Source organism: Streptomyces sp. YJ-C3 (assembly GCF_053891275.1).
This window is the reverse complement of the sequence record NZ_CM132685.1, coordinates 5,607,898-5,634,304: the sequence shown is the minus strand read 5'-3', so window position 1 is coordinate 5,634,304 and position 26,407 is coordinate 5,607,898. Positions and strand designations below refer to the sequence as shown.

Sequence of the window (26,407 nt, the reverse complement as noted above, 5' to 3'; positions counted from 1 at the left end):
CTGGTCCCTCATCGGCTCTCCCGCACTCCATCGTCGACCCGGGCTGCCGGCGGTCGCGGAGAGGATGGGAGCCGGAACGGCCGCGTGACGTCCATACCCGCTGCCGGAACCGAATCCCACGATGCGTCAGGTGCGGACGAAGGGACATGGCGGGCCAGGAGGGAGTTCACCGAGGCGGCGTCGGCGGGCCGCTCGTCGGGGTTCTTCGCAAGGAGCCGGACGACCAGATCTTCGAGCTCCGGTGGGACGTCGGGACGGAGTGACGTGAAGGTTGGGGGCGCACTGTTGCGGTGCGCCAGCACGATGAGCGCTGGTGTCGGAGCGGTGAACGGGGGCTTCTCGGTCAACATGAAGTGCAGTACACAGCCCAGTGAGTAGAGATCGGCCCGGTGATCGACGTGGGAATGGGGACCGCCTTCCTGTTCTGGGGCCCGATAGTCCGGTGCGCCGATTTCCTCTCCGGCGGCGGTCAACCGTATGGGCGTAGCGCCGGGTACGGCCACCAGACCGAAGTCGATGATCTTCAAGATGCCGTCGGGTGCAACCATGATGTTCTGCGGCTTGAGATCCCTGTGTACGAGACCTGCCGCATGTACGGCAGACAGTCCGGCGGCGATCTGCGCGCCCGCGGCGGCGGTTGCCTTCACCGTGAGCGGACCATGCTCCGCCAGGAGATCCGCCACAGTCGCCACGCCCGGCACGAGTTGCATGACGAGATACTGCATCGCTTTCCACTCACCGGCGTCGTGCACGGTCGCGACGTGGGGATGGTCGACCCCGGCGAGAGCGGCGGCCTCACGCCGGAAGCGCCGGATGACGCGCTGCCGTTCATCGTCGGAGCCGAGGAGTTCCGGACGGATGAACTTGAGGGCGACCTGCCGTTTAAGGCGCAGGTCGGTGCACTCCCACACTTCGCCCATCGCTCCGTGGCCGATCGGAGTGCACAACTCATAACGATCGGCGATGCGCTCTCCCCGAGACATGCCGGGCCTCCCCAAGCTCGTACGTCTACGTGACATGACAGCGCGTAAGTGATTGCTGAAGATCCTAGGGCAGTTGAACGAGCTGTCTGCCGCGAAGCCCGAGAGGGCTCTGTCGTCAGGTCACGGGGGTCGGCCGCATATGGCATTGCCAGGGCACCGGTGGCGGCAAGACCGAGGCCTACCTTGGCCTCGCCGCGTACACTTCGCCCTGCGCAGGTTCCAGGGCACCGTGGGCAGCGCAGCCGAGGCCCGCGAAGTGTTGCGCCGCGAGGAGTACCCGCGCGACCGGCGCTGGGGCGCCACCCCGTTCCGTATCGGACTGTGGGTGGGAACCTCGGTATCGCCCAACTGGTTCGGCGAGGCCCAGTAACAGATCGCGGGGTCCCGGGAGAGCGTCAGCGACAAGCACGCGCGGGTCATCCAGGTCCTTAGCTGCCCCTGGTGCGGGCAGAGCCTGACCGCCCACTCCAACATGAACTACGACCCGGACCGGCGCCGCGTGCTGCTGTACTGCCACCCGCGTCCGCGCCAACGGCGGCCGCAAGGGGTACGACACGATCGCGGACCGCATTCCCACCAAATCCTGGATGCTCACCATCCAGGAACTGACTTCTCGCATCTCTTCGGCGGACATCAGCGCCACCCTCAAGCGGCTGGAGTCCCCCTTCGACCCGGAACGGGACACTTCGAAGCGCCGCAAGGCCTTTGCCGCCGAGTACGTGGCGGCCCGGCGGGACAAGCGCGAACCGCGGGCCCGTATGACGCCCGTGCAGCAGCGGGCCGTGGATGTCGTTCTGGCTACCTCCATGCTCCAGGTCGGCGTCGACGTCTCCCGGTTCGGCCTGATGCTCGTCGTCGGTCAGCCCAAGAACACCGCCGAGTACATCCAGTCGTCCTCCCGCGTCGGCCGGGACGCGCGCCGGCCCGGACTGGTCGTCACCCTCTACAACTGGTCCCGCCCGCGAGACCTGGCGCACTTTGAGGACTTCGCGCACTACCACGCGACCTTCTACCGCCAGGTCGAAGCCCTGTCGGTCACGCCGTTCACGCGCCGCGCGCTCGACCGGGGCACGGCACCCACGTACATCGCGGCGCTGCGCCAGGCCGCGTACGAGTACTCCCGCAACACCGATGCCCAGCACGTAGATCTCTACGGCGAACTCGCCCAGCAGGTCGAACAGCGGCTGCTGGAACGGGCGGACCGCCGTTGGCGGGCAGCGCGCCCAGGACTACCTGACCGAACGGATTGAAGCCTTGAAGGACGGATGGGAGGAACGGCGCGAGAGCGGCGGCGTCCAGGGCTACCGCAAGGAGAAGAAGGACGCCCTGGTCACCGGGCTCCTCCACCGGGCCGACGGCTCACGCTGGGACGAACTCACCGTGCCCATGTCCATGCGGGAGACCGAGAACGAACTCAACCTGCTGCTGCCGGGCGGCGGCAACTTCGTGGACCAGCCCACCAACGGTGGTCCCGCCTGGCACTTTGCGGCCGCGAGCGGTAATGACGCCGAGGGCACGGGTGGGGAAGGTGGAGACGGCGGCGCGCAGGTCGACGCCGACGAGTACGGGGACGCCGCCGAGGCGGCAGGAAAGGGAGGGCGATGAGCGGCAACTACTACCGGCGTGTGGGCGCGGCACGCCCCAGCCACCTCATGTACACGGCCCGCGTGGGTGCGCTCGTCGACCTGCCCAACTTCTCCGTCCTCGTCACGGGGCTCGAGTTCTGGAGCCACACAGGGCTACTCCCGGACGATTACCTCATCGAGGAACCCCGGCTGCGCACCGCCGTCAACCGGGCCCTCCAGCTCTACGGACGGGCCCAGATCAGCGAGCTGCGCTCTGCTCCCTGGATGGAGGGCGCGGACGGCGCCCCCAAGGACTGGGCAGCGCAGGGCATCGGCGTCCCCGTCACGCCCTTCCCGCAGTGGCTGCGCTGCACCGCGTGCAACCTGCTCGCCCCCGTCGACGCGGACGCCTTCACCTTCCTCAACAACAACCCGCGCACCCCGCACGAGGCGAAGTTCGCCCACAGCGACTGCAAGTTCGGCAGGCTGCTCGCCGTAACCGCACGCTTCACCCTGGTCTGCACGAACGGACACCTCGACGAGTTCCCGTACGCGATGTTCGTGCACCGCGGCAACGTGTGCGCGAAGAGTCCCCGACCGCTGATGCGGATGAAGGACCACGGAGGCAACCAGGCGGCCAACGTCACCCTCGAATGCGTCGCCTGCGGGGAGAAGCGCAACATCCGCGACGCGATGGGGGAGCGGGGCCGCGCCGAGCTGCCCGCCTGCCGCGGCCGCCACCCGCACCTGTCCGCCTTCGAGAGTGACGGCTGCGACCGCGAGGCCACCCTGATGGTGGCGGGCGCCTCCAACCAGTGGTTCCCGATGACGCTCAGCGCCCTCGCCCTGCCGCCGAGCAGGAACCAGGACCTGACCGAACTCGTCGAGGAACGCTGGGTGGAACTGCAGAACGTCACCTCCCGTCCCGTCTACGACGCCCTGTGCGCCATGCCGCAGTTCACCTATCTCAAGGAGTACGACCCGGACGCGCTGATCGCCGCCGTCGAGGCCCGCAGGCAGGGCGCCACCGGACAGCAGAACCAGGTCACCGAGGCGACGGCCGACCTGCTCAGCCCCGAATGGGAAGTCCTCGCCGCGCCGCACGTACCCGATCCCACCGACGACTTCGCGATGGAGAGCGTCACCGTCCCCACGCCCCTTGACGGACTGCTCGCGGACGTCCGCCAGGTGCAGCGGCTTCGGGAGGCACGCGCGCTGGTCGGCTTCACCCGCCTCGACGCCCCCGACCCTGAATCCGACGAGATCGCCACGCTCGTAAGGCTCTCCCGCACCTCGCAGAACTGGGTGCCGGCCAGCGAGGTCCGCGGTGAGGGCATCTTCCTGCGGGTGCGCGAGGACCTGATGGCCGAGTGGGAGGACCGGATGCAGAAGTCGCCGCAGATGGCGGCGCACCGGGAAGCCTTCGGCCGGTTCCGCAGCAACCGGAAGTCGGACCGCATCACAGGCCCCTTCGATCCCATGCGCGGCTGGCCGGGCGAACGCTACATAGCTCTGCACACCCTGTCCCACCTGCTGATCCGCACCATCGCCCTCGAATGCGGCTACAGCTCGGCGAGCCCCGGCGAACGTATCTACGCCGGAGACGAGGAGAACACCCGTACCGGCATCCTCATCTACACCGCCGTTCCCGACTCCGAGGGCACCCTGGGCGGCCTCGTCTCGCTCACCGAGGACACCCACTTCGAACGGATCGTGCGCAGAGCCCTGGAGGACGCGGCTCGCTGCTCCTCCGACCCGCTCTGCGCCGAACGGCTGCCAAAGGACCCCGCGGACTACCTGCACGGCGCGGCCTGCCACGTCTGCCTCTTCGTCTCCGAGACGACCTGCGAACGCGGCAACCGCTTCCTGGACCGCCGTTTCCTCGTCCCGCTCGGCGACGACACCGACCAGGTGCTGACGCCGGTGAACCTGCGGCCGTGAGCCGTCGGGACTTCGAGGCGGCGGCAGAGCAGGCGGTCGTCCTGCTCGGGCCATCCCGGGCCAAGGACCTGGCGGGGGTGCTCGCTCGCGGCCGGAGCCTGGAGTATGCACTGCTCCTGTTCCAGGCCCCGGCCGTCGGCGATGCGATCCGGGCGCTGTACGAGGCAGTTCAGAGCAATCACGTTCCGTCGGCCGAGGCCGCCGCCTACCTTCGTGGGTTCGTGGCGGGGCGGTCCCGGCGCAGGGACGAAGCCGAAGTGCGCACGGTATGGAGCGGACCGGCCACACCGGGCGTGCCGGTACGCGCGACCACACGCGTCCTTACCGAGGTCGTCGGCGGGGCCCGCTCCGAATTCCTGGCCATGGCCTACGCGGCCCGCCGCTACCCTCCGCTCATATCCGCCCTGAGTGAGGCCGTCGCACGCGGCGTCGACGTGCACGTCGTCGTCGAGACCCGGGAAGGCGCGGCCGGACTGCTCGGCGGACCCGAGCCGGCCACGGCATTCGCCTCGGTGCCCGGCCTGAGACTCTAGCACTGGGCCCCCGCGGCACGCGGGCACGAGCATGCCCGACAACACGCCAAACTGGCCGTCGCTGATCGCCGCATCCTGCTGGTGGGCAGCGCCAACCTGACGGAATCCGGGGTACGCAGGAATCTGGAGGCGGGAGTGCTCGTCACAGGCGGCACCGCTCCGCAGAGGGCAGCCGAACACATCCGGGAATTGCAGCGCCGGGGGATTCTGACCCCCCTGCCGTGAGCCGACCTGCGGGTGCCGCTGGCCGCGTGGAAGGCATGCCTCGGCCGATCCGGTGCGCAAGCGTGTCCTTCCCTGCCTGCGGGTGCGGAAGAGGAGCGCCGTCGGCACCGGCCCGCCCCGCCGGACGACGCCCGACAAGGAAGAAGACCCCATGCACCTCGAAGAGACCATCCCCTCCCCATATGCCCGCTTCGAGTGCGACCGGAGCGCCAGCAGCTACTCGATCGTGGTGGTCTCTGAGCAGCCCGGCAACGCCGACACCCTGGAGGTGCTCGCGGGGACCTTCACCTGCTGAAGGACCAAGTGCCGACTGAGGACGCGGTGACCGTGCTGGGCACCCCGAGCCCGCGAGCGACCCGCTGGCCCTCACCCTTGCCGCAGTCCCGGACCTGCTCACCTTGCCGCCCACCGCCGCCGTGGACATCTCAACCTCTGTCTCGCAGGCCGTGGCCGACGCCGTCCGCTTTACCTCCGGCCCGGGAGCAATGCCTGGGAGGACCTGTACGGAGAGGACTGGGACGACGACTGCGCGATCAAAGACTTCATCCGTCGGCACGACGACCTGAGACCGCTGCTCCTTGACATCAACCGCACGCCGCTCCAGCCGTGGTTCGCTTCCGCCCAGAACTCAACTGATGTCCCCGCCATGCCCGGGATAGCCTGGGGGTTGTCTTAACGGAGATTCGCGGACACGAACCGGGACAACCCTGAGCGGAAGGTTCGGCTGTCCTTTCTCGCCGGTTCCTGACGAGGGAGCCCGGGTCCACCGCGGCGCGGTCACGGGCGGTTGTAGCCAAACGTCGTCACCGGCGGCGACTCGGCCGATACCAGGCACGGCCCTCGACGCTTGCAGGTGATCGAGCGTCAAAGGCCATTGTCAGTGCCTCCCCATAGAGTGAATACATCACTCGGGGAACGCCGGAGGGGGAGCACAGACGTGTCTGCAAACAGGATTCAGCACAAGGTGAATCACGTCGCGCTGGTAGTGGACTGTTCGGGTTCGATGCGTCCGCACCAGAGTCAGCTCATCCGCGTGGTGGACGAGTTCGTGGCCGGCCTGAAAGCCGAGTCGGACAGCCTCGGTCACGAGACCCGGATCAGCCTCTATTCCTTCGACCACAAGGTGGAGAACCTGGTCTGGGACATGGACGTGAAGCACCTTCCTTCCATGCGGGGGCTGTACCAGGTGCGCAATGGCGCCACGGCACTGATAGAAGCCTCCGTGAAGTCCCTGGACGACCTGGGGCACATCTGGGAGGAATACGGTGAGCACAGTTTCCTCCAGATCGTCGTGACGGACGGCGAGGAGAACGCCTCCGGCGGCGACGTACGGCACGACGGTGACATGACCATCCTCGGCCCCTGGCTCGACCGGATCACGGCGAAGATGAACGGGCTGCCGGTCCACTGGACGTCGGCGATCCTCGTGCCGAACTCCCTGGCCAAGCGCACCGCCCAGAACTACGGCTTCCCCGCGGGGAACATCGCCATCTGGGACGCGGATTCCCAGCAGGGCGTCGAGGAGGCGATCGGCACCGTGCGCGCCGCCGCCACCAGCTTCCTCCGCGGACGGGAGCAGGGCGTGCGCGGCACGAAGAATCTCTTCGCCGTCGGTCAGGACATATCCGTCGACGAGGTGCGGGCGAATCTCGAACCGATTCCGGCCGACAGGTACCGGCTTCTCAAGGTCGACAAGGAGATCGAGATCCGCCCCTTCGTGAATTCGCATCCGGGCGTGGCCTACGAACGGGGCGCTTGCTACTACCAGTTGGGTGCCAGAGCTCAGGTCCAGCAGAACAAGGAAGTCATCGTGGTCGAGAAGGACACCGACCGCGCTTATACGGGTGATGCGGCGCGCAGTCTTCTGTTCGGTACGGGGGTGCAGGGAACCGTCTCCGTGAAGGCGGGGAACAATCCGAAGTTGGAGGTGTACGTGCAGAGCCGTTCGGTGAACAGGAAACTCAAGCCGAATACGCGGCTGCTCATCATGCTCTGAATTCGAGGGGAGGAAAGCCCTCGCGTAGGGCCCGCCCCGCCTCCCGGTGCTGGTCGGCAGCCGTCGGGTCGGTCGGGTCGAGGAGGAGCGCGAGGCCCTCGTGGGCCAGCGCCTCCTCCAGCCGGTATCCCAGGGGCGGGGCCAGTTCCAGGGTGCGGCGGTGCAGACGCAGGGCCTCGTCGGGGAGGTCCGCGAGGCGGCAGGTCTCGGCGTAGCCGTTGAGGAACCGCACCTTCCAGTGCTCCTCGAACAGTTCGTCCAGCAGGGCGAACGCCTCGCGGTGGCGGGTCAGGGCCTCGTCGTAGCGGCCCATGCGGCGCAGCGCGACGCCCAGGCAGTTGAGGCACCAGGCTTCGTTGTTGAGGTGGCCGTCCTCGCGGGCCAGCGCCAGTGCCTGATCGAGGTGGCGCGCCGCCGCGTCGGGCTCCTCGTCGGCGATGGCGACGCCGAGCGTGATCCGGGCCGTCAGCGTGGGCGGCCACGCGGGGTCGGCGTGGGGAAATTCCATTACCTCACGGGCCCGTTGCGCGGCCTCCTCATGTCGGCCCAGCTGCAGCATCGCCCAGGCCTCCGCCGCGGCAGCGTGGGCCGAGCCCGCCGGACTGCCGGCCTGCTCGTACAGCTTGCCTGCCAGGCCGAAGAGCTCGAGCGGCTCCTCGGTGTCTCCCTCGTCCCACTTCAAGTAACCCCGACGCAGGGCGAGTTCGGCCTCAGTGGTCAGGTCGTCGGACTGTGACAGCCAGGACTGTGCCGTCTCGTACGCGGCTTCCGCCTCCGTCGTCCGTCCCGCGTTGTAGCGTGCGAAACCCAAGTCGCAGTATGCGAGCGCCAGGTGAAGCGGGTCGCCCAGGCGTTCCGCGGCCGCCACCGAACGCTCGAACAGGGCGTTGAGGTGCGTCGTGCCGCAGCGGCGCGCGAAGTACGCACGCAGGAAGCGGGGCAGTTCGCGGACGTGCGCGTCGGCGCCGACGGCGGCCGCCGTCTCGAAGGCCGCCACGACGTTCGCGTACTCCGTGACGAGCCAGGCGAGCGCCGCGTTCTTGTCCGGGAACCGCGGCAGCGCGGCCGGGGGCAGGCCCGCGGAGGGCGGCAGGGCGGGGGACAGGAAGGGCATCGCGGCGTCCGCGGCGGCCGCCGCGTGCACGTAGTAGTCGAGGAAGCGGCCCAGCGCCCGCTCCCGCTCGGCCGCCGAGTCCTGTTCCGCTCCGGCCCGGCGGGCATGCTGACGGACCAGGTCGTGCAGCCGGTAGCGGCCGGGCGTCGGCTGCTGGACCAGGTGCGCGTCGACCAGGTCCTCCAGCATCGTCCGCGCGCTGCCCAGCGGCACGTCCACGAGAGCCGCCGCCAGGTACTCGTCGAAGGATCCGCCGGGCAGCAGGCCCAGCATCCGGAAGAGGCGGGCCCGGGCCCGGTCCAACTGCCGTACGGACATGGCGAAAGCGGCGCTGAACTCGGCGTCGAAATCGCTCGCCCCCTCGGCCATCCGCTCGGCGAGGATGCCCACGGTCCAGCCCGGCCGGTGCCGCAGCCGGGCCGCGGCCAGCCGGAGGGCGAGCGGCAGATGCCCGCACAGGCGCAGCACCTCGGCGGCGGCCTCCGGATCCCGGACCAGCCGGCTGTCCGGGTTGGCGCTCTCACCGCTGGCCCGGGCCAGCAGGTCCGCGCTCTCCCGCGGACTGAGCACGTCGAGGGAGACCGGGGGCACCTCGTCCAGACCCAGGAGGCGGTTGCGGCTGGTGATCAGGGCGACGGACGCTCCGGCGCCGGGCAGCAGCGGGCGGACCTGGTCGGCGTCGGCCGCGTTGTCGAGGACCACGAGGACCCGGCGGCCGGCCAGCTCGGAGCGCCAGCACGCGGCGAGCTGCTCGACGCCCTCGCGCGGGACCTTCTCGGACGGGACGTCGAGCGCGCCGAGCAGCATGCGCAGCGCGGATTCGGGGTCCAGCGGTTCCCGGCCCTCGGTGAATCCGTGCAGGTCCACATAGAGCTGGGCGTCCGGGTAGTCGGCGGCGAGCCGGTGGGCGGCGTGCATCGCCAGACAGGTCTTGCCGACCCCGGCCATGCCGTCGACGGCGACGACCCGATGGCTGTCCACCGCGCTGAGCACGGCGGCGAGCTCCGCTTCGCGCCCGGTGAAGTCGGCCGCGTCGCGCGGCAGATCGTTGCGCGGCCTCGGCCGTACCAGACGGCTGGACTTCGGCGGCGCGGGCAGCGGACTGGAACACCGCTCCCACAGCGGGCGCAGGGGACGGGGATCACGCTTCACCAGGCGGCACAAGGCGATCACCGCGGGCCAGGGAGGCACGGTCTGCCCGCCCAGATAGCGCGACAGCGACGAGGAGCTGAGCCCGGCGTCCCGTGCGAGGGCCCGCACGCCGAGCCCGGACAGGTCCTGGATCCGGCGCAGCCGGTCGGCCAGCTCGACGACCGGGTCGGCCTGCGCTGTCCGGTGCTTCTCTTGTCCGTCCACCAGCTGCCCCCGCCGTTCCATCAGAGGGCCCCGCCGTTCATGCGGTGCCCCGTGTCCCGCCCCGACGGAAAACTACCTGGCCAAGTCGCCGCTGCTCAAGGCTGTTTCACCTGTCCCACGGTGTCCCACCGCCGTGGTCGGGGCGAGCGGATCCGGCTGATATGGACTCACGCCCCGACGGAAACGGGGCACCTTCCCGCAACGAGGAGCGAACCGCGATGCAGATGCAGTCCCGCATGCAGAACCCCGCCGCCGTCCTGCCGGACGCGATGTCCTCCATCCAGCAGCTCTTCAAGGCCGTGCACGCCGGCGGGGTCGAGGGGCAGACGCTGGAACTGGTCCATCTGCGGGTCAGCCAGATCAACGGCTGCAGCGCCTGTGTCGACGGCGGCGCGAAGACGGCCCGCAAGGCCGGGGTGAGCGACGAGCGGCTCGCCGCGATCGCCGCCTGGCGCGAGGCCCCGTACTTCACCGAGCCGGAGCGCGCGGCGCTCGCGCTCGCCGAGGCCGCGACGCGGCTGGCCGACCGTCCCGACGCGGTGAGCGACGACATCTGGGACGCGGCCGCCACCCACTTCGACGAGAAGCAACTGGCCGCGCTCGTCCTGATGATCGGCGTCACCAACCTGTTCAACCGCCTCAACGCCACGACCCGCCAGATCGTCGGCGCCTGGGGCTGACAGCAGCCGCCCCCTCCGGCCCCCGGCCCCGGCCTCCGGGACCCGGCCCCGCCCCGGACCGAGCACCCGACCAACTCCTCCAAGCCCATGCCACTTGCAGATCCGCTAGATCCGCTAGATCCGCCAGGCCCGCTGGACCATCTGGATCCGCGTACGCGAAAGGGAACCACCATGACGAAGAACACCGCCGAGAAGACCGCCACGGCCGCCGGCTCGTACGACGGCTTCACCGACGAGGAGCGCGCCGCGATGAAGCAGCGCGCCCAGGAGCTGAAGACATCGGCGCGCCGTGGATCGCGCGCCGACAAGGCGGCACAGGACGAGGCCGCCGTGATCGCGAAGATCGCCGAGATGGCCGAGCCGGACCGGGGCACGGCCGAGCGGCTCCACGCCCTGGTCAAGGAGAACGCGCCGGAGCTCGCGCCGAAGCTCTGGTACGGGATGCCCGCGTACGCCAGGAACGGCAAGGTCGTCTGCTTCTTCCAGTGCGCGGCGAAGTTCAACGCCCGGTACGCGACGCTCGGCTTCAGCGACCAGGCACAGCTCGACGAGGGCACCATGTGGCCGACGTCCTACGCCCTGACGGGACTGACCGCCCAGGACGAGGCGAGGATCGTCGACCTGCTGAAGAGCGCGGTGAGCTGAGCCGCGCCCCTGCACCGCACCATGGCGCCCGGCGCCCAGACACCCATTGCACCGAGAGACCCAACAACGAGACAGCCCTCCGGGACAGCCCCTCTGGATGCGCGGCGAAGAGCCGGCCGCACATCCCGAGGGGCTGTCCTCGTGGTGTAGACCACTAACATCCACCCGCCCAACCCGTCGCGTCAAGTGCCGAGTTGACGCAGGTCGGAAGGCCGAATGACGTGCGGGTGTCGTGGCGGCCACGGTGGCGGCGCGGTCACGTCCGGTGTTGACAGCCTCCGTTGGTCTAGTCCAAATTGAGGGCACGCCGGTTCGCCGACGGACGCGTTCAGCGCTCCGTCCCGACCGCCCTGGACCGCCGCCCCCGGGAGCCTTCCCCGGGGGCGGCCACCGGTCGCCCTCCGTGCGACATCACCCGCCACCACCCCACTCCACAGCACCAGTTCATCCAGCAGGCATCCACTCGCATCACTCAGGCCTCACCAGCCTCAGAACCGCACTCCAGTACCTGTCGGCCCGACGGTCGACGCGGTTGCACCGAAGGATCGAGCCTTGGAACACCGCACGACACCCCCCGCCCCCTACCTCCACCGCGCCGCCGGCGAGGTCCCCTACCTCAGCGCGGACGGCGAGACCTACCTCGCCCAGACCCAGCTGCGCCACCTGGACAAGAAGCGGCCGCTCAGAGTGCTCTCGCCGGAGGACTTCGCCTTCTGGCAGACCTACGGCTACGTCGTGGTGAAGCAGGCGATACCCGCCGCGGCCGCCCGTCAACTCCTCGACTTCACCTGGGAGTTCCAGGGCATCGATCCCGACCGGCCCGACACCTGGTACCAGGAGCGGGAGTTCCGGACGGACCTCGACCGGGACCTGCACGTCTACGGCTTCGTGGAGGCGTACCACCACCAGCTCCTGTGGAACAGCCGCCAGTCCCCACGTGTCTACGACGCGTTCGTCGACGTATGGGACAGCGAGGAACTGTGGGTCACCCTCGACCGGCTCAACCTCAACCCGCCCAACATCAAGAACCGCTCCCGCGAACTGATCGCGCCCACGGAGCAGGGCTTCGACATCGAGCTCCACTGGGACGTCGACACCACCTCCAGCGTGCTGCCGCAGCGCGTGCAGGGGATCATCGCGCTGAACGACACCAGCGCCGAGACCGGCGGATTCCAGTGCTGCCCCGAGCTGTTCCGGCGCTTCGACCGATGGGCCGCCCTCCAGCCGGCGGACCGGGACCCCATCCGGCCCCGCATCGACCGCGACGAAATGCCCGTGGTGCGGCCGGAGTTGGCGGCCGGTGACCTGCTCATCTTCAACGGCATGCTGGCGCACGGCGTCGCGCCCAACACCTCCGACGCGAGCGTCCGGGCCGTCCAGTACCTGTCGATGATGCCCGCCCTGGAGACCCACGAGACGCTGCGCCGCTCCCGCGTGGACTCCTGGCGCACCCTCAGCACCCCGGACTGGAACCCGACCCTGCTCGGCGACGCGGTCCGCCCCGAATCGCTCCGGTACGGCCCGGCCGACCTCACCGACCTGGGCGCCAGGCTCCTCGGCCTGGAGTCGTGGGGCGGGCGCGAACCGCGCGAGGGCGAGGCCGCGGAGGAGGCGTCGTGCCCCGTATCTGTCTGACCCTGCCGACCAACAGGCCCTGCACCGACACCCTTTGGGCCCTCGGCGACGAAGCGGCGTACGCCGCGGAGACGTTCGACGCCGAGGTGCGGCTGCTGGTCCTGGACTCCTGCGACGCGGCCGTGCGCGAGCGGCACCGCGAGGTCCTGGGCCACCTGCCCGCCGATCCGCGGATCGCCGTCCACCACCTCGACGAGGCGCGGCAGCGCGACTTCCTTCGCCGGGTCATCGCCCGTGCCGACACCCCCAAGCCCGAGCTGTTGCTCGACCTGATGCTTCCGGACCGCGTCTCCTACGGGGCCTGCACCAACCGGGCGTTCCTGCTCTCGGCCGCGCTCGGCTGCGACTCCGTCCACCGCAGGGACTCGGACAGCCGCTACCAGAGCGTCGAGGGCCGCCCCGTCTTCCCCGTGCACCACGAACTGCGCAGCCTCGGACGCAGGGCCGCCGACGCCGCCGCGTCGGTCGACGAGACCGCCCTGGCCGTCGCGCACCGGGACCGGCGGGTGGCGATGGTCGGCGCGTCGTTCGTCGGTGAACTCTCCGTGGACGTCGCCGAGATACAGGCCCTGCGCCCCGACCTGTACACCGAGATCATCGGCCTGTGGGCGCCCGGACACTGGTCGGCCGAGCAGCGCGCGGACCTCGCGGCCGAGTCGTTCCTCGGCGCCGGGACCGAACCGTTCACCCACGACCGGTCGCTGCTCACCCTCGTCGACCCCATGCGCGTCGACATGTGCAACATCGCCTTCCACGACGTGCACGAACGCGTGCCGCTGCCGCCCGCCACCGACACGATCGGCAGCGACTACTTCCTCATCCACCTCGTGCACGACGCCGGGCTGCCGGGCGTCCTGCACAACCGCGACATCGTCAACTTCCACACCGCCGAACGCAGAACCGGCCCCGGATTCCTCGCGTACCAGACGCGCTTCGCGAAGTTCCTGCTGTCGATGCTGTACCTGCACCACGTCTACGAGCGGATGGCCGAGGCCGGTCCGGCGCTCCTGGACGACCGGGGGCAGGTGCGGGCCGATGCCGTCGCCGCTCTCGTCCGCGAGAGCACCACGCTCGACCGGACGGAGAACATCCGACGGCTCGACGTCCTCGACGCCTCCTACCGGCAACTCGGCCACAGATATGTCGAGTTGGCCGACCATCTCGCGGCGCGACGCGAGCGGCTGCTCGACGAGGCGCGCCGCGACATGGAGGACTTCGCCCTGCTGACGGAGTCCTGGGAGGCGCTGGTCCACGCGGCCCGCACCACCCCCGTGCCCGGCGCGGAGCCGACCCGATGACGGCCACGGGACCGCTCCGCGACGCACTGGCCGCCGCCACGGAGGACCGGCTCGTCTACGACCTCGACGGCATCGGCGCGAGCTGCGCCGAACTGCGGCGCGAACTCCCGGGCGTACACGTGCGGTTCGCCCTGAAGGCCTGCCCGGTGGACGAGGTCCTCCGGTATCTCGCGCGGCGCGGCATCGGCGTCGACGCGGCCGGACCCGAAGAGATCGCCCAGGCGGTCCGGGCCGGTGTCCCCGTCGAGCGGATCCACTACGGCAACACCGTGAAGTCCGACCGGAGCATCGCGCACGCCCACCGCTCGGGCGTACGCGACTACGCCACCGACAGCGTCGAGGACGTCCGGGCCGTCGCGGCGCACGCCCCCGGAGCTCGCGTCTTCTGCCGGCTCGCGACCACGGGCGACGGGGCGCTGTGGGGCCTGAGCGACAAGTTCGGGTGCGCCCCCGCCGACGCGGTCGACGTCCTCCTCGCGGCCCGGGAGGCGGGGCTGACCCCCGCGGGCCTGTCCGTGCACGTGGGGTCGCAGCAGATGACGGCGGACGCCTGGCAGGACGCGTTCGCCGACCTCGCGCAGACCCTGGAGGCGCTGCGCCGACGCGGCGTGGTCCTCGATCACGTCAACCTCGGCGGCGGCCTGCCCGCACGCGGGTACACCGACCGGTACGGCACGCCCCTCGACCCGCCCCTGGACAAGATCTTCGCCGTGCTCCGCGACGGCATGCAGCACCTCAGGGACCTGCACGGCGGCCCTCTCGACTTCGTCGTGGAGCCGGGCCGCCACCTCGTCGCCGAGCACGGCGCCGTCCGCGCCCATGTGGTCCGTACGACCCGGCGCCGCGGGCCCGACGGCACGTACCGGCGCTGGCTGTACCTGAGCGCCGGACGGTTCAACGGCCTGTACGAGACGGACGCCCTGCAGTACCCGCTCGTCTTCCCCACGCACCCCGACGCGGACCGGGTGCCCGCCCGGGTGGCCGGACCCACCTGCGACAGCGACGACGCCTTCCCCGCCCCGGTGCTCGTGCCGGCGGACCTCAGGTCCGGCGACCCCGTGTGGGTGCTGGCCAGCGGCGCCTACGCGGCCAGCTACATGACGCGCGGCTTCAACGGCTTCGCCCCGCTCCCGCACACCTGCGTCGGCGGCGCGCGATGAACGACGCCGTCCGCATCCGCGGCATCGCCGAGCGCGACTGGACCGCCATCGCCGCCCTGGAGGCCCGCGCGTACACCCGGCTCGGCCTGACGGAGGGCCAGGCCGCCCTGCGCGCCCGGCGGGACACCTCGCCCGACACCTGTTTCGCCCTGCACCTCGGCAGTCGACTCGGCGGCTACGCACTGGCGTTGCCCTACCCGCACGGCGCCTACCCGGGCCTGGGGCGAGCCGGCCGGGCCACCGCGCCGACCCGCAACCTGCACCTCCACGACCTCGTGATCGCGCCGGAACTGCGGCGCCGGGGCCTCGCCCGCAAGCTCCTGCGGCACCTCTTCACGGCCGCGCGCTCCCACGCGTACGACCACGTGTCCCTCGTCTCCGTCGGCGGGACCGAAGCGTTCTGGTCGGCGCGCGGGTTCACCCCGCATCCCGGGGTCGTGACCCCTGGCGAGTACGGCGCGAACGCCGTCTACATGTCCCTGTCCCTCGAAGTGAGTGGTGTGCGTGTCCCCTATCCCTGATGCCGCCCCCGGCCCCCGCGACCCCTTCCGACGCCACCAGCGGGCCGTCGCCGCGCTGTTCTGCTCCCTCGGCTTCCAGTACGCCACCTGGGCCGCGCGCATCCCCGCGCTGAAGGCCGACCTCGGCCTCACCCCGGCCCAGGTCGGCGTGCTCCTGATGGCCGCGGGGATCGGCGCGGTCGTCTCGTTCCCGCTCGTGGACCCGCTGATGCGGCGGCTCGGCTCGCGGCGGCTCGCCCTGCTGTCGGCGCTCGGCCTCGCCGCGCTGCTCCTCGCGCTGGCCGAGGTCCCCAACTACCCGCTCGCGCTGCTCGTGCTGGGCGTCGACGGCGTCCTCGTGGGCTGTCTCAACGTCGCCATGAACGCCCAGGGCGCCGCTCTGGAAGCCCGGTTCGAGCGGACCACGATGGCCCGCCTGCACGCCACGTTCAGCGGCGGCTCGCTGCTCGCGGCGCTGCTCGCCTCACGGATGAGCGCCCTCACGTCCTCCCTCCTCGGGCACTTCGCCGTCGCCGCGGCCCTGCTGGTGCTCCTGGGCGTGTACGCCAGGACCGGACTGCTCGCCGACGACGAGCCGGCCGCCGCGCCCGAGGACAAGAGCGGGAAGAAGCGCCGGGGCAGATGGGCGATGCCCTCGCGGCTGACGCTGTGGATGTGCGCGGCCATGGCGTTCGGCACCGTCACCGAAGGCGCCATGAACGACTGGTCCACGCTGTACATGCAGGAAGTCGCAGGCGCCTCGCACGCGTTGGCGCCGCTCGGCATCGCCGTGGTCTCCGGCATGATGCTGCTCGCCCGGCTCTTCGCCGACGGCTGGCGCGGCCGCTGGGGCGACGGCAGAGTCGTCGTGACCGGCAGCGCGCTCGCCACGGCGGGCCTCGCCTTCGCGCTGCTGGGCGGCGGCGTCGTCCCGGCGCTGATCGGTTTCGCCTGCGTCGGCCTGGGCATCGCGGCGGTGACCCCCTGCGTGTACGTGGCCGCGGCCCGGCAGGGCGCCGACACGCTTGCCGTGGTCGCCGCCATGGGCACCACCGGTCTGCTGGCCGGACCGCCGGTCATCGGCTTTGTCGCGGACGGGGCCGGTCTGGTGTGGGGGCTGGGCGTCGTCGCCGGCGCGGCGGCCGTCGTCTGCCTGTGCGGCACCCGCATCCGGTGGCAGGACGCCCCGCGGGAGGGCGCCGCGGAGCCGCGGGCCGAGGCGGTGCCCGGCAGCGGCACGGCGTGATCCGCGCGGTCGCTGCTCGGCGGGCGGCGGGCAGGCTCCGCCCGTCCGCCCGTCACCCGGGGCTTCCCGGACGTCCGGGTTCCCGCCCTCGCGCTGCCGCGGCCCGGCGCGCTGTCGCTCCAGTTCCCCGCGCACCGGGTACGGGAGTTCACCGGTGCACGCCGTCGTCGATCAGGCGATCGGGGTCGTCATCGTGCTCGGCCGTCTCGAGCCGGACCAGGGCTGGGAGGTCCTGAAAGAGGTCTCGCAGCACACCAACACCAAGCTCCGGGAGATCGCCGAGCAGAGCGTGGAGTGGACGGACGGCGGACAGCTGCCCGAGACCACCCGGAGCGCGCTGCACGCGACGCTGGTGCGGGCGGGATGGCCCGCGGTCAGCTCAACTGCAGCCGCATCAGCGTCAGATCGAGCCACCGGCCGAACTTCGTGCCGACCTCGCGCACCGTGCCCGCGTGCTCGAAGCCGTGCCGCTCGTGGAGCCGGACCGACGCCGCGTTGCCCGCCTCGATCCCGGCGATCATGACGTGCAGGCCGGCCGCCCCGGCCGACGTGACCAGGGCAGCGAGCAGGGCGGACCCGATGCCGTTCCCGTGATGGCCGTCGGCGACGTACACCGAGTTCTCGACCGTGTGCCGGAACCCCGAGTAGTCCTTCCAGGGCCCGTACACCCCGAACCCGACGACCGCGCCGTCGAGCTCGGCCACGTACGCGGAGCCGCGGCCCAGGTGCGCGCCGAGCCAGGCCGCACCCTCGTCACGCGACTGCGGTGTGTCGGTCCACAGCGCCGTCCCGTGCTCGATGGCGTGGTTGCGGATGGCGAGGACCGCGTCCAGGTCGTGGGAGAGTGCCGGGCGGACCGTCACCGCCCGCATCCCCGTCTCGTATGGTGGATTCATGTCCAACATCGTAGACCCCCTGGTCGAGCGGATCGGCGCCCGCATCCGGGACGAGCGGGACCGGCGCCGCTGGACCCTGTCGGAGCTCGCCGAGGCGTCCGGGGTCTCACGGGCGATGATCAACCGGATCGAGCGGGGCGAGAGCAATCCGACCGCCGTGGTCCTCGGCAAGCTGTCGGCCGCGTTCCGGCTGAGCGTCGCCACGCTGCTCGACCCGGAGGCCGACCCGGACCGGGTGCGGCGCGGCGACGCGGCGCCCCGGTGGCTCGACCCGGAGACCGGCTACGTGCGCCGGCAGCTCTCGGGCCCCGGCTTCCCGGCCGAAGTGGCCGAGATCCGGCTGCCCGCCGGAGCCCGGGTCCCGTACCCCGCCGCCGCGTTCGCGTTCCACCGGCAGATCATCTGGGTCATCGACGGCCGGCTCACCTTCCACGAGGGCGAGACGGTGCACGAGCTGGCCGCCGGTGACACCGTCGAGCTGGGACGGCCCGCGCCGTGCGTCTTCGTCAACGCCAGCGACCAGGAGTGCCGTTACGCCGTCGTCCTGGTCCGCGGCGAGGCGCCGTGAGCCTGCGCCGCGGTGGCGTCGCGCTGCTCGCCTGCACGGCCGGGATCGCCCTCGCCAACAACTACGCCGTGCAGCCCGCCCTGGGCGACGTCGCCCGCGACACCGGCACGTCCGTCGCCGCCGTCGGCCTCGTCACCACCGCCGCGCTGGCCGGCTGCATCGCGGGCTTCGCCCTCCTGCTGCCGCTCGCCGACCGCACGGCGCCCCGCCGGCTCGTCACCGGCCAGCTCGCCCTGCTCGCCGCCGGCCTGCTGCTCGCGTCCGCCGCGGACGGACTCGGCCCGCTGCTCGTCGCGTACGCGGTCGTCGGCGCGGGCGCGAGCGTCAGCGCGGGCGCCTCGACGATCGCCGGGCGCGGCGTGCCCGGGGAGCGGCGCGGGGCGGCCGTCGCGCTCGTGGCCGCCGGAATGTCCGCCGGGATCCTGCTCAGCAGGCTCGTCGGCGGCGCCCTCGCGGACACGCTCGGCTGGCGCGGCATGCTGCTCGTCTTCGCCGGGCTCGTCCTGCTGTGCGCCGCCGGGGCGTGGCTGTGGCTGCCGGGGGAGCGGCCCACGCCCACCGGCAGCTATCTCGCGACCCTGACGGCACTGCCCGGACTGCTGCGCCGGTACCGGACGCTGCGCCGCGCCGTGGTGAGCGGGAGCCTGTGGTACTTCGCGTTCAGTCTCGTCTGGGTCGCGCTCACCGTGCGCCTCGCGCAACCCCCGTACGCGCTCGACGCCGCGGCCATCGGCCTCTACAGCCTGGCCGGGGCCCTCGGCTTCGCCGCGCTGCCCGCCGCCGGACGGCTCGGCGACCGGTTCGGGCCGCGTGCGGTGATCTGCGCGAGCATGGGCGTGGCCGGCATCGGCGCCGCGCTGCTCTGCACCGGCCTGGACACACCCGCCGTCACCGCCGCGGGACTGGCCCTCGTCGACGCGGGCTGCTTCACCGCGCAGGCCGCCAACCAGGCCCGCATCCTCGGCGTCGACCCGCGCCGCGGCGGCAGCCTCAGCGGCGTCTACCTGCTGCTCTACTTCCTCGCCGGCGTCGTCGGCTCCGCCCTCGCCGCACCCCTCATCGAGGCCGGCGGCTGGCCCGCGGCGTCCGGCGCGGTGCTCGGGGCGCTGCTTCTCGCCGGGCTCCTGGCGCTGCGCCGCGACCCGGGCGAGCGACGGACCGTGGGACTCGGCACACGGAAAACGGCCGGGACGCATCCGTCCCGGCCGTCCTCGTGAGGGGTCGGTCAGTCCCGGGACTCCCGCGCCGCCCGCTTCTCCGCCTGCTCGGCGTGCAGCTTCTTGACGCGGACGTTCTCCTTGCGGACGTCCGCCTGGGTGGCCCGCTCCTTCTGCAGCCACTCGGGGTTCTCGTCCTTGAGGGCGGCGATCTGCTCCGTGGTGAGCGGCTCGGTGACGCCACCGCGGGCCAGACCCGCGATGGAGACGCCCAGCTTCTCCGCGACCACCGGACGCGGGTGCGGGCCGCTCTCGCGCAGCTCGCGCAGCCACTGCGGCGGATCGGCCTGCAGCGCGCTCAGCTCACTGCGCGAGACGACGCCCTCACGGAACTCGGCGGGCGTGGCCTCGAGGTACACGCCCAGCTTCTTCGCCGCCGTGGCGGGCTTCATGGTCTGGGCGTTCTGGTGCGAACTCATGAGGTCAAGGGTATCCAGCGCGGAGGAGAGCTCCGACCACGACGGGTAGCCTTGCGGCGTGACAGGCACGGAAGAGAACCCCGCGGCGACCCCTTCGTTCCGGCTCGCGTACGTTCCCGGAGCGACCCCCGCCAAATGGGTGCGGATCTGGAACGAGCGCCTGCCCGGCACCCCGCTCGCCCTCGTCCCGGTGGCCGCCGCCGACGTGTCGGACGTGCTGCGGCGCGGTGACGCCGACGCCGGTCTCGTACGGCTGCCCGTGGACCGTACGTTCTTCAGCGCCATCCCCCTCTACACCGAGACCACCGTCGTGATCGTCCCCAAGGACCACGTCGTGGCCGCCGTCGAGGAGGTCACCCTCGCCGACCTCGCCGACGAGATCGTGCAGCACCCCCTCGACGACGTCCTGGACTGGGAGAACCCGCCCGGGCAGCCCGCGTTCGAGCGCCCCGCCACCACGGCCGACGCCGTCGAGCTGGTCGCCGCGGGCGTGGGCCTGCTCGTCGTGCCGCAGTCGCTGGCGCGGCTGCACCACCGCCGCGACCTCACCTACCGCACGGTCACGGACGCGCCGGGATCGGACGTCGCGCTCGCCTGGCCCGAGGAGCGGACCACCGAGCAGGTCGAGGACTTCATCGGCATCGTCCGGGGCCGGACGGTGAACAGCTCCCGGGGCCGCAGCCAGCCCCCGCAGGAGAAGAAGAAGCCCGCCGCGACCGGGGCCCGGAAGGCGCCCGCGGCGCACCGCACCGCACGGGGCGGCGGCCGTCCCAAGCCCGGCACCAAGCAGGGCGGCAAGCAGCAGGGCGGCAAGCGCGGCAAGCCGCGCAAGCGGTCCTGACCCGCTCGGCTACGCGCCCGGGGGCGGCCCAGGCGCTCCTGCCCGCAGTCCGTCCATCACCAGATCGAGCAGGCGTCCCGCGCGGGACTGCCAGTCGCTGTGCGGGTCGACCAGCCACAGCCCCGCGATCGCCAGCATGAAGTCGTCCGGGGTGACCCCCGGCCGGATGGTGCCCGCCCGCTCGTTCGCCGTGAGCAGCAGCGTGACCGCCTCGGTCAGCGGCCCGTGCGCCAGGCTCTTGAGCTGGCCGCGGGCCGTCGTCGCCTCGCGCAGCGCGTCCGCGAGCCCCGCCTTGGCCATCGCGTACTGGGCGAGCCGGTCCATCCACTCGCGCAGCGCCACCTCGGGCGCTCGGGTGCACAGCAACTGGGCCGCCGTCTCGGCGACCTGCTGCACCTCGTACCGGTACACCTCCAGCACGAGCGCCTCCCGGTTCGGGAAGTTCCGGTAGAAGGTGCCCTGTCCGACGCCCGCCTTCCGCGCGATCACGCTCAGCGGCGCGTCCGCCGAGTGCGTCAGCTCGGCCAGGGCCACCTCGAGGATGCGGTCGCGATTGCGCTGCGCGTCCGAACGCAGCGTGACCTGCTTCTTCGGGTGCCGCACGTCTCCTCCTTCGGCCGTGGCTCGGAAACGTCCTTGCTGACCGGACAGTTGTCCACTACGTTCGTGGACCATGGAGCGGACAAGTGTCCGCTTCAGCTCCGTCCACCATAGCGGCGACCGCGTCCGGAGCCGACGCCGGTCCCCCCGCCCCCACCTCCGTACAGCGCTGATTCTCCTCGCACCGGAAACGCGAAAGAAGGCTGCTCATGGCCCCAGCGGGCATCTCCACGTCCAGCTCGATCACCTTGCACGTCAATGGAGAGAAGTACACGCTGCCCGTCGACAACCGCACCACCCTGCTCGACGCCCTGCGCGAGCGGCTCGATCTGACCGGCACCAAGAAGGGCTGCGACCAGGGACAGTGCGGGGCCTGCACCGTACTGGTCGACGGGCGCCGGACCGTGTCCTGTCTGCAGCTCGCGGTCGCCGCCGAGGGGCGCGAGATCACCACCATCGAAGGCGTCGCGGACGGCGACGAACTGCATCCGGTGCAGCAGGCGTTCGTCGAGCTGGACGGGTTCCAGTGCGGCTACTGCACCCCTGGCCAGATCTGTTCGGCCCTCGGCGTCCTGGCGGAGCACGCGGCCGGCTGGCCGAGCGCCGCGACCGAGGACGTGCGGCCCGAGGCCGGAGCCCCACCCCTGACACCGGAGGAGATCAGGGAGCGCATGAGCGGCAACCTGTGCCGCTGCGGTGCGTACAACTCGATCGTCCGGGCCGTCGAGCAGGCCGCCGGCACCACGAAGGAGACGGTGGCGTGAAGGAGTTCGGATACGAGCGGGCACTCGACGTGCCGGGCGCCGTGGCGGTGCTCGGCGCCGACCCCGACGCACGCTTCCTCGGCGGCGGCACCAACCTCGTCGACCTGATGAAGGCGGGAGTGGAGCGCCCCGCCCGCCTCGTCGACGTCCGGGAACTGCCCCTGGACCGCGTCGAGCCGACCGAGGAGGGCGGGCTGCGCATCGGCGCCACCGTCACCAACAGCGACCTCGCCGCCCACCCGGACGTACGGCGCCGCTACCCGGCCCTGACGCAAGCCGTGCTCGCCGGGGCGTCCGGACAGCTGCGCAACATGGCCACCGTCGGCGGCAATCTGCTCCAGCGCACCCGCTGCGGCTACTTCACCGATGTCAGCAAGCCCTGCAACAAGCGGGTCCCCGGCAGCGGTTGCCCCGCCGTCGAGGGCGAGCACCGCAACCACGCGATCCTCGGCGCGAGCCAGGCGTGCGTGGCCGTGCACCCGTCCGACATGGGCGTCGCACTCACGGCCTTCGACGCCGTCGTGCACTACGAAACCGACGCCGGAGCAGGGGAGTTGACGCTCGCGGACTTCTACCGGCCCGTCGGCGACACCCCGCACCTGGAGACCGCGCTGCCCGCCGGTGCGCTCATCACCGGGGTCACCCTGCCGCCCGCGCCCGTCGCCGCCCGGTCCCGCTACCGCAAGGTCCGCGAGCGCGCCTCGTACGCCTTCGCCATCGGCTCCGTGGCCGCCGCCCTCGACGTCCGCGACGGCGTCGTCCAGGACGTGCGCCTGGCCTTCGGCGCGGTCGCGTCCCGGCCCTGGCGGGCCCGCGCCGCGGAGCGCGCGCTGATCGGCTCGCCCGCGGACGAGGCTTCGTTCGCGGCCGCGGCCGACGCCGAGCTCGCGGCCGCCGAACCGCTGCCCCACAACGCGTACAAGGTGCCGCTGACGCGCAATCTCGTCGTGGCGCTGCTCACCGAACTCACGCAGGAGGCGACCCGATGACCACAGCGCCCACCACGCCGAAGGCGGACGCGGTCGGCGTCGCGCACACCCGTGTCGAGGGCCGCGACAAGGTCACCGGCACCGCCCGCTACGCGGGCGAGATCCCCTTCGCCGACCTCGCCCACGGCTGGCTGGTGCTGTCGACCGTGGCGCGCGGCCGCATCCGCGCGATCGACGAGGAGGCCGTCCGTGCGCTGCCCGGCGTCCTGACCGTCCTGCACCACAAGAACGCGCCGCGGGTGAAGGACGACGTCGTCGGCGCGCTCGGCCGCCCGGACCCGATCGTCGAGGTGTTCCAGAACGACCGGGTGCCGCACGCCGGCTGGCCCGTCGCCCTGGTCGTCGCCGAGACGTCCGAGCAGGCCCGGGAGGCCGCCGAGGCGCTCGTCGTCGAGTACGACGAGGAGCCGCACGACGTCGCCTTCTACGCCGACCGGCCCGGCGTCTACACCCCGCAGGACACGGCGGCCGCCAAGGGTGACCTCGACGCCGAACTCGCCGCGTCCGCCGTGGTGTTGGACGCTTCCTACACGACACCCGAGCAGCATCACGGCGCCATGGAACCGCACGCGGTGACCGTGCGCTGGGACGGCGGACGCCTGGAGGTCTTCGACTCCAACCAGGGCAGCAAATGGGTCGCCGACGACCTCGCCAACCTCTTCTCCCTCGACCTGTCCGCCGTCCGCGTCCGCTCCGAGCACGTCGGCGGAGCCTTCGGCTCCAAGGGGCTGCGCGCGCACCACGTGGCCGCCGTCATGGCCGCGACCGAGCTGCAGCGTCCGGTCCGCGTGGTATTGACGAGGCGTCAGGTCTTCGCGACGACCGGCTACCGCAGCCCCACCGCGCAGCGGGTGCGGCTCGGCGCCGACCCGGACGGGCGGCTGCGCGCCTTCGCGCACGAGAACCAGAACCTCACCTCGAACCTGCGGGAGTTCGTCGAGGGCAGCGCCGGGTTCGGCCGCAGCATGTACGACGCCGACGCCCACCACACCGTCAACCGGGTCGTGCCCGTGGACGTCGCGACGCCCACCTGGATGCGCGCGCCCGGCGAGGCGCCCGGCTCGTTCGCCGTGGAGTCCGCGCTCGACGAACTCGCCGAGCGGCTCGGCATGGACCCGATCGCGCTGCGCGCCCGCAACGAACCCGCCGTGGGCCCGGTGTCCGGCCTGCCGTTCAGCAGCCGCAACGTGCTGGGCTGCTTCGAGGAGGGCGCGCGCCGGTTCGGCTGGGCGGACCGCGACCCGCGCCCGCGCGTGCGCCGCGAGGGCCGCTGGCTGCTCGGCACCGGCACCGCCGCGTCCACGTTCCCGGCCGGCGCGGCGCCCTCCACGGCGACCGTGACCGCCGAGCAGGACGGCACCTTCACCGTCCGGATCACCGCGGCCGACGTCGGCACCGGTGCCCGCACGGCCCTCGGCCTCATCGCCGCGGAAGCCCTCGACGTGGCGCCCGACCGGGTGCGGGTACGGATCGCCGACAGCGACTTCGGGCCCGCGTGGGTCTCCGGCGGCTCGATGGGCACCCGGTCCTGGGGCTGGGCCGTCATGGCGGCCGCACGCGACCTGCGGGAGCGCCTGCCCCTGGCACCCGGCGACATCCCGGCGGACGGGATCACCGCCCGGACGGACACCGCGGAACTGATCGCGGCGCTCGCGCAGAAGGAGCGGTACTCCTACGGCGCGCAGTTCGCCGAGGTCGCGGTGGACGTGAGCACCGGCGAGGTGCGGGTGCGGCGGCTGCTGGGCGTCTTCGCGGCGGGCCGGATCATCAACCCGCTCACCGCGCGCAGCCAGTTCACCGGCGGCATGACCTGGGGCATCTCCATGGCGCTGCACGAGGAAGCGGTGCGCGACGCGGCGTCCGGCGGGCACGTCGGCGCCGACTTCGCGGGCTACCACGTCGCCGCGAACGCCGACGTGCCGGACCTCCAGGCCGAGTGGATCGACGACCCGGACCCCGACGACCCCGTCGGGATCAAGGGCATCGGCGAGATCGGCATCGTCGGAACGGCCGCCGCGATCGCCAACGCGGTGTGGCACGCGACCGGCGTCCGCCACCGCGACCTGCCGATCCGGCCCGACCGGGTCCTGCTCGCCGAGGCCGGCCGGGACGGAACGGATGCTTGATCTGGCCCCGGAGCTCGGCCGCTGGGCCGCGCAGGGCCGGGAGTTCGCTGTCGCCACCGTCGTCTCGGTGAGCGGCAGCGCACCCCGGCCCCCCGGCGCGGCCCTCGCCGTGGACTCCGCGGGAGAGGTCATCGGCTCCGTCTCCGGCGGCTGCGTCGAGGGCGCGGTCTACGAACTGTGCGTCGACGCCCTGCGGGACGGGACGGTGCGCCGGGAGCGGTTCGGCTACAGCGACGACGACGCGTTCGCCGTGGGCCTCACCTGCGGCGGGGCCGTGGAGGTGCATGTCGTCCCGGTGCCGTCGGGGTCCGCTGCCCGGACCACGCTGGAGACGGCGCTCACCGCGGTGGGGCGGGGCGAGCCGGTGGCCCTCGCGCGCGTGCTCGACGGGCCCGGCGAACTCGCCGCGAGCGGTGGCCTGTTGCTGGTCCGTCCCGACGGCTCGTACGAGAGCGGCATCGGCTCGGGCGACGACCCGGGGCTCGCCGCGCAGGCCCGCGCCCTGCTCGACCTCGGGCGGACCGGCGTGTGCCAGGTGCCGGAGAGCTCGGCGCGGTGCGGCGGCGACGTCACCCTGTTCGTCGAGTCGAGCGTGCCGCCCGCCCGGATGATCGTGTTCGGTGCCGTCGACTTCGCGGGCGCGCTCGTGCGGGTCGGCAAACTCCTCGGCTTCCACGTGACCCTGTGCGATGCGCGGGGCGTGTTCGCGACGCGGGCCCGCTTCCCCGAGGCGGACGAGGTCGTCGTGGAGTGGCCCGACCGCTATCTGCGCGACACGGCCACCGACGAGCGGACGGTGCTGTGCGTCCTCACGCACGACGCCAAGTTCGACGTACCGCTGCTGGAGGTGGCGCTGCGGCTGCCCGTCGCGTACATCGGGGCGATGGGCTCGCGCCGCACGCACGACGACCGGCTCGGCCGGCTCCGGGAGGCCGGACTGACGGAGACCGAACTGGCCCGGCTCCGCTCGCCGATCGGCCTCGACCTGGGCGGTCGCACCCCCGAGGAGACGGCGGTGTCGATCGGGGCGGAGATCGTCGCGGTGCGGCGGGGCGGCAGCGGGGCGCCGCTGGCGGGGGAGCGGGGCCCGATCCACGGCAGCTAGCGTGT

27 protein-coding genes and 1 pseudogene are annotated in these 26,407 nt (G+C 72.1%); 23 read left to right on the top strand and 5 right to left on the bottom strand.

What is annotated here, in order from left to right; all coding sequences use genetic code 11:
• Positions 1–8 precede the first annotated feature (8 nt).
• Positions 9–983, bottom strand: a complete 975-nt coding sequence (locus tag ACVHNB_RS25205) for a serine/threonine-protein kinase (protein ID WP_456225954.1) — start codon at positions 981–983, stop codon at positions 9–11.
• Positions 984–1,212: 229 nt separating this feature from the next.
• Here ACVHNB_RS25205 and ACVHNB_RS25200 point away from each other — a divergent pair, with 229 nt between their 5' ends.
• The 8 genes from ACVHNB_RS25200 to ACVHNB_RS25165 all read left to right on the top strand — a co-directional run bounded on the left by ACVHNB_RS25200 (position 1,213) and on the right by ACVHNB_RS25165 (position 7,243).
• Positions 1,213–1,353: a hypothetical protein gene (locus tag ACVHNB_RS25200; RefSeq protein ID WP_456225953.1), complete on the top strand. Its 141-nt coding sequence runs from the start codon at positions 1,213–1,215 to the stop codon at positions 1,351–1,353.
• A gap of 217 nt (positions 1,354–1,570) precedes the next feature.
• Positions 1,571–2,233, top strand: coding sequence for a helicase-related protein (locus ACVHNB_RS25195; RefSeq protein ID WP_456225952.1), 663 nt, complete (start codon positions 1,571–1,573; stop codon positions 2,231–2,233).
• Positions 2,234–2,237: 4 nt separating this feature from the next.
• Positions 2,238–2,588, top strand: coding sequence for a hypothetical protein (locus ACVHNB_RS25190; protein WP_456225951.1), 351 nt, complete (start codon positions 2,238–2,240; stop codon positions 2,586–2,588).
• Positions 2,585–4,489, top strand: a complete 1,905-nt coding sequence (gene drmB / locus ACVHNB_RS25185; RefSeq protein WP_456225950.1) for a DrmB family protein — start codon at positions 2,585–2,587, stop codon at positions 4,487–4,489. The genes ACVHNB_RS25190 and drmB overlap by 4 nt, the downstream gene beginning before the upstream one ends.
• Positions 4,486–5,022 carry a DISARM system phospholipase D-like protein DrmC gene (gene drmC, locus ACVHNB_RS25180; protein WP_456225949.1) on the top strand — a complete coding sequence of 179 codons (537 nt, stop codon included), beginning with the start codon at positions 4,486–4,488 and terminating at the stop codon, positions 5,020–5,022. The genes drmB and drmC overlap by 4 nt, the downstream gene beginning before the upstream one ends.
• Before the next feature lie 51 nt (positions 5,023–5,073).
• Positions 5,074–5,247 (top strand): phospholipase D-like domain-containing protein, encoded by a 174-nt coding sequence (locus ACVHNB_RS25175; protein ID WP_456228945.1) that lies wholly within the window; start codon positions 5,074–5,076, stop codon positions 5,245–5,247.
• A 151-nt stretch (positions 5,248–5,398) separates the two neighbouring features.
• Positions 5,399–5,542 carry a hypothetical protein gene (locus ACVHNB_RS25170; RefSeq protein ID WP_456225948.1) on the top strand — a complete coding sequence of 48 codons (144 nt, stop codon included), beginning with the start codon at positions 5,399–5,401 and terminating at the stop codon, positions 5,540–5,542.
• A gap of 642 nt (positions 5,543–6,184) precedes the next feature.
• The gene (locus ACVHNB_RS25165) at positions 6,185–7,243 is read left to right on the top strand and encodes a vWA domain-containing protein (RefSeq protein ID WP_428957737.1); all 1,059 of its coding nucleotides are present in this window, start codon (positions 6,185–6,187) and stop codon (positions 7,241–7,243) included.
• Here the strand turns inward: ACVHNB_RS25165 and ACVHNB_RS25160 are convergent.
• A complete protein-coding gene (locus ACVHNB_RS25160; protein ID WP_456225947.1) occupies positions 7,233–9,713 on the bottom strand; it encodes an ATP-binding protein in 2,481 nt (826 codons plus the stop codon). The genes ACVHNB_RS25165 and ACVHNB_RS25160 overlap by 11 nt on opposite strands.
• A 224-nt stretch (positions 9,714–9,937) precedes the next feature.
• On the opposite strand from ACVHNB_RS25160, the gene ACVHNB_RS25155 reads away from it, so the two are divergent.
• The 8 genes and pseudogenes from ACVHNB_RS25155 to ACVHNB_RS25120 form a co-directional block, all read left to right on the top strand.
• A complete protein-coding gene (locus ACVHNB_RS25155) occupies positions 9,938–10,393 on the top strand; it encodes a carboxymuconolactone decarboxylase family protein (RefSeq protein ID WP_456228944.1) in 456 nt (151 codons plus the stop codon).
• 171 nt (positions 10,394–10,564) lie between these two features.
• A complete protein-coding gene (locus ACVHNB_RS25150) occupies positions 10,565–11,038 on the top strand; it encodes an iron chaperone (RefSeq protein ID WP_456225946.1) in 474 nt (157 codons plus the stop codon).
• A 552-nt stretch (positions 11,039–11,590) separates the two neighbouring features.
• The gene (locus ACVHNB_RS25145) at positions 11,591–12,673 is read left to right on the top strand and encodes a phytanoyl-CoA dioxygenase family protein (RefSeq protein WP_428956402.1); all 1,083 of its coding nucleotides are present in this window, start codon (positions 11,591–11,593) and stop codon (positions 12,671–12,673) included.
• Complete coding sequence (locus tag ACVHNB_RS25140) at positions 12,655–13,971, top strand: DUF6271 family protein (RefSeq protein ID WP_456225945.1); 1,317 nt, start codon at positions 12,655–12,657, stop codon at positions 13,969–13,971. Before ACVHNB_RS25145 ends, ACVHNB_RS25140 begins: the two co-directional genes overlap by 19 nt.
• Positions 13,968–15,131 (top strand): type III PLP-dependent enzyme, encoded by a 1,164-nt coding sequence (locus ACVHNB_RS25135; protein ID WP_456225944.1) that lies wholly within the window; start codon positions 13,968–13,970, stop codon positions 15,129–15,131. The genes ACVHNB_RS25140 and ACVHNB_RS25135 overlap by 4 nt, the downstream gene beginning before the upstream one ends.
• Positions 15,128–15,652 (top strand): GNAT family N-acetyltransferase, encoded by a 525-nt coding sequence (locus tag ACVHNB_RS25130; protein WP_456225943.1) that lies wholly within the window; start codon positions 15,128–15,130, stop codon positions 15,650–15,652. The genes ACVHNB_RS25135 and ACVHNB_RS25130 overlap by 4 nt, the downstream gene beginning before the upstream one ends.
• Positions 15,636–16,877 carry an MFS transporter gene (locus tag ACVHNB_RS25125; RefSeq protein WP_456225942.1) on the top strand — a complete coding sequence of 414 codons (1,242 nt, stop codon included), beginning with the start codon at positions 15,636–15,638 and terminating at the stop codon, positions 16,875–16,877. Before ACVHNB_RS25130 ends, ACVHNB_RS25125 begins: the two co-directional genes overlap by 17 nt.
• A 154-nt stretch (positions 16,878–17,031) precedes the next feature.
• Positions 17,032–17,103: pseudogene (locus ACVHNB_RS25120) on the top strand (ANTAR domain-containing protein); the annotation flags it as partial.
• 148 nt (positions 17,104–17,251) lie between these two features.
• Here ACVHNB_RS25120 and ACVHNB_RS25115 read toward each other — a convergent pair.
• Positions 17,252–17,773 carry a GNAT family N-acetyltransferase gene (locus ACVHNB_RS25115; protein ID WP_428956407.1) on the bottom strand — a complete coding sequence of 174 codons (522 nt, stop codon included), beginning with the start codon at positions 17,771–17,773 and terminating at the stop codon, positions 17,252–17,254.
• On the opposite strand from ACVHNB_RS25115, the gene ACVHNB_RS25110 reads away from it, so the two are divergent.
• Positions 17,772–18,341 (top strand): helix-turn-helix domain-containing protein, encoded by a 570-nt coding sequence (locus ACVHNB_RS25110; RefSeq protein ID WP_428956408.1) that lies wholly within the window; start codon positions 17,772–17,774, stop codon positions 18,339–18,341. The two genes, ACVHNB_RS25115 and ACVHNB_RS25110, sit on opposite strands and share 2 nt — an antisense overlap.
• Positions 18,338–19,558 carry an MFS transporter gene (locus ACVHNB_RS25105; protein WP_456225941.1) on the top strand — a complete coding sequence of 407 codons (1,221 nt, stop codon included), beginning with the start codon at positions 18,338–18,340 and terminating at the stop codon, positions 19,556–19,558. The genes ACVHNB_RS25110 and ACVHNB_RS25105 overlap by 4 nt, the downstream gene beginning before the upstream one ends.
• Before the next feature lie 8 nt (positions 19,559–19,566).
• Here the strand turns inward: ACVHNB_RS25105 and ACVHNB_RS25100 are convergent, their stop codons facing one another.
• The gene (locus ACVHNB_RS25100) at positions 19,567–19,977 is read right to left on the bottom strand and encodes a DUF5997 family protein (protein WP_428956410.1); all 411 of its coding nucleotides are present in this window, start codon (positions 19,975–19,977) and stop codon (positions 19,567–19,569) included.
• A gap of 58 nt (positions 19,978–20,035) precedes the next feature.
• Between ACVHNB_RS25100 and ACVHNB_RS25095 the strand changes: the two genes are divergently transcribed.
• Positions 20,036–20,818, top strand: coding sequence for a LysR family transcriptional regulator substrate-binding protein (locus tag ACVHNB_RS25095; RefSeq protein WP_428956411.1), 783 nt, complete (start codon positions 20,036–20,038; stop codon positions 20,816–20,818).
• A gap of 9 nt (positions 20,819–20,827) precedes the next feature.
• On the opposite strand, the gene ACVHNB_RS25090 is transcribed toward ACVHNB_RS25095, so the two are convergent.
• Positions 20,828–21,421, bottom strand: coding sequence for a TetR/AcrR family transcriptional regulator (locus ACVHNB_RS25090; RefSeq protein WP_456225940.1), 594 nt, complete (start codon positions 21,419–21,421; stop codon positions 20,828–20,830).
• Between the two features lie 206 nt (positions 21,422–21,627).
• Here ACVHNB_RS25090 and ACVHNB_RS25085 point away from each other — a divergent pair, with 206 nt between their 5' ends.
• Genes ACVHNB_RS25085 through ACVHNB_RS25070 form a run of 4 tightly spaced genes read left to right on the top strand, consistent with a single transcriptional unit; the run spans position 21,628 to position 26,402 of the window.
• Entirely contained in the window at positions 21,628–22,182 is a 555-nt protein-coding gene (locus ACVHNB_RS25085) for a (2Fe-2S)-binding protein (RefSeq protein ID WP_428956413.1), read from the top strand.
• Entirely contained in the window at positions 22,179–23,171 is a 993-nt protein-coding gene (locus ACVHNB_RS25080; protein WP_456225939.1) for an FAD binding domain-containing protein, read from the top strand. The genes ACVHNB_RS25085 and ACVHNB_RS25080 overlap by 4 nt, the downstream gene beginning before the upstream one ends.
• A complete protein-coding gene (locus tag ACVHNB_RS25075) occupies positions 23,168–25,297 on the top strand; it encodes a xanthine dehydrogenase family protein molybdopterin-binding subunit (RefSeq protein ID WP_428956415.1) in 2,130 nt (709 codons plus the stop codon). The genes ACVHNB_RS25080 and ACVHNB_RS25075 overlap by 4 nt, the downstream gene beginning before the upstream one ends.
• Positions 25,290–26,402: an XdhC family protein gene (locus ACVHNB_RS25070; RefSeq protein ID WP_456225938.1), complete on the top strand. Its 1,113-nt coding sequence runs from the start codon at positions 25,290–25,292 to the stop codon at positions 26,400–26,402. Before ACVHNB_RS25075 ends, ACVHNB_RS25070 begins: the two co-directional genes overlap by 8 nt.
• Positions 26,403–26,407: the final 5 nt, after the last annotated feature.

What these genes read in the sequence shown, in the direction of transcription:
- ACVHNB_RS25205 (WP_456225954.1), bottom strand. Translation starts at nt 983, where the DNA reads ATGTCTCGGGGAGAGCGCATCGCCGATCGTTATGAGTTGTGCACTCCG.
- ACVHNB_RS25195 (WP_456225952.1), top strand. Translation starts at nt 1,571, where the DNA reads ATGCTCACCATCCAGGAACTGACTTCTCGCATCTCTTCGGCGGACATC.
- drmB (WP_456225950.1), top strand. Translation starts at nt 2,585, where the DNA reads ATGAGCGGCAACTACTACCGGCGTGTGGGCGCGGCACGCCCCAGCCAC.
- ACVHNB_RS25170 (WP_456225948.1), top strand. Translation starts at nt 5,399, where the DNA reads ATGCACCTCGAAGAGACCATCCCCTCCCCATATGCCCGCTTCGAGTGC.
- ACVHNB_RS25155 (WP_456228944.1), top strand. Translation starts at nt 9,938, where the DNA reads ATGCAGTCCCGCATGCAGAACCCCGCCGCCGTCCTGCCGGACGCGATG.
- ACVHNB_RS25150 (WP_456225946.1), top strand. Translation starts at nt 10,565, where the DNA reads ATGACGAAGAACACCGCCGAGAAGACCGCCACGGCCGCCGGCTCGTAC.
- ACVHNB_RS25135 (WP_456225944.1), top strand. Translation starts at nt 13,968, where the DNA reads ATGACGGCCACGGGACCGCTCCGCGACGCACTGGCCGCCGCCACGGAG.
- ACVHNB_RS25130 (WP_456225943.1), top strand. Translation starts at nt 15,128, where the DNA reads ATGAACGACGCCGTCCGCATCCGCGGCATCGCCGAGCGCGACTGGACC.
- ACVHNB_RS25110 (WP_428956408.1), top strand. Translation starts at nt 17,772, where the DNA reads ATGTCCAACATCGTAGACCCCCTGGTCGAGCGGATCGGCGCCCGCATC.
- ACVHNB_RS25115 (WP_428956407.1), bottom strand. Translation starts at nt 17,773, where the DNA reads ATGAATCCACCATACGAGACGGGGATGCGGGCGGTGACGGTCCGCCCG.
- ACVHNB_RS25100 (WP_428956410.1), bottom strand. Translation starts at nt 19,977, where the DNA reads ATGAGTTCGCACCAGAACGCCCAGACCATGAAGCCCGCCACGGCGGCG.
- ACVHNB_RS25085 (WP_428956413.1), top strand. Translation starts at nt 21,628, where the DNA reads ATGGCCCCAGCGGGCATCTCCACGTCCAGCTCGATCACCTTGCACGTC.
- ACVHNB_RS25075 (WP_428956415.1), top strand. Translation starts at nt 23,168, where the DNA reads ATGACCACAGCGCCCACCACGCCGAAGGCGGACGCGGTCGGCGTCGCG.
- ACVHNB_RS25070 (WP_456225938.1), top strand. Translation starts at nt 25,290, where the DNA reads ATGCTTGATCTGGCCCCGGAGCTCGGCCGCTGGGCCGCGCAGGGCCGG.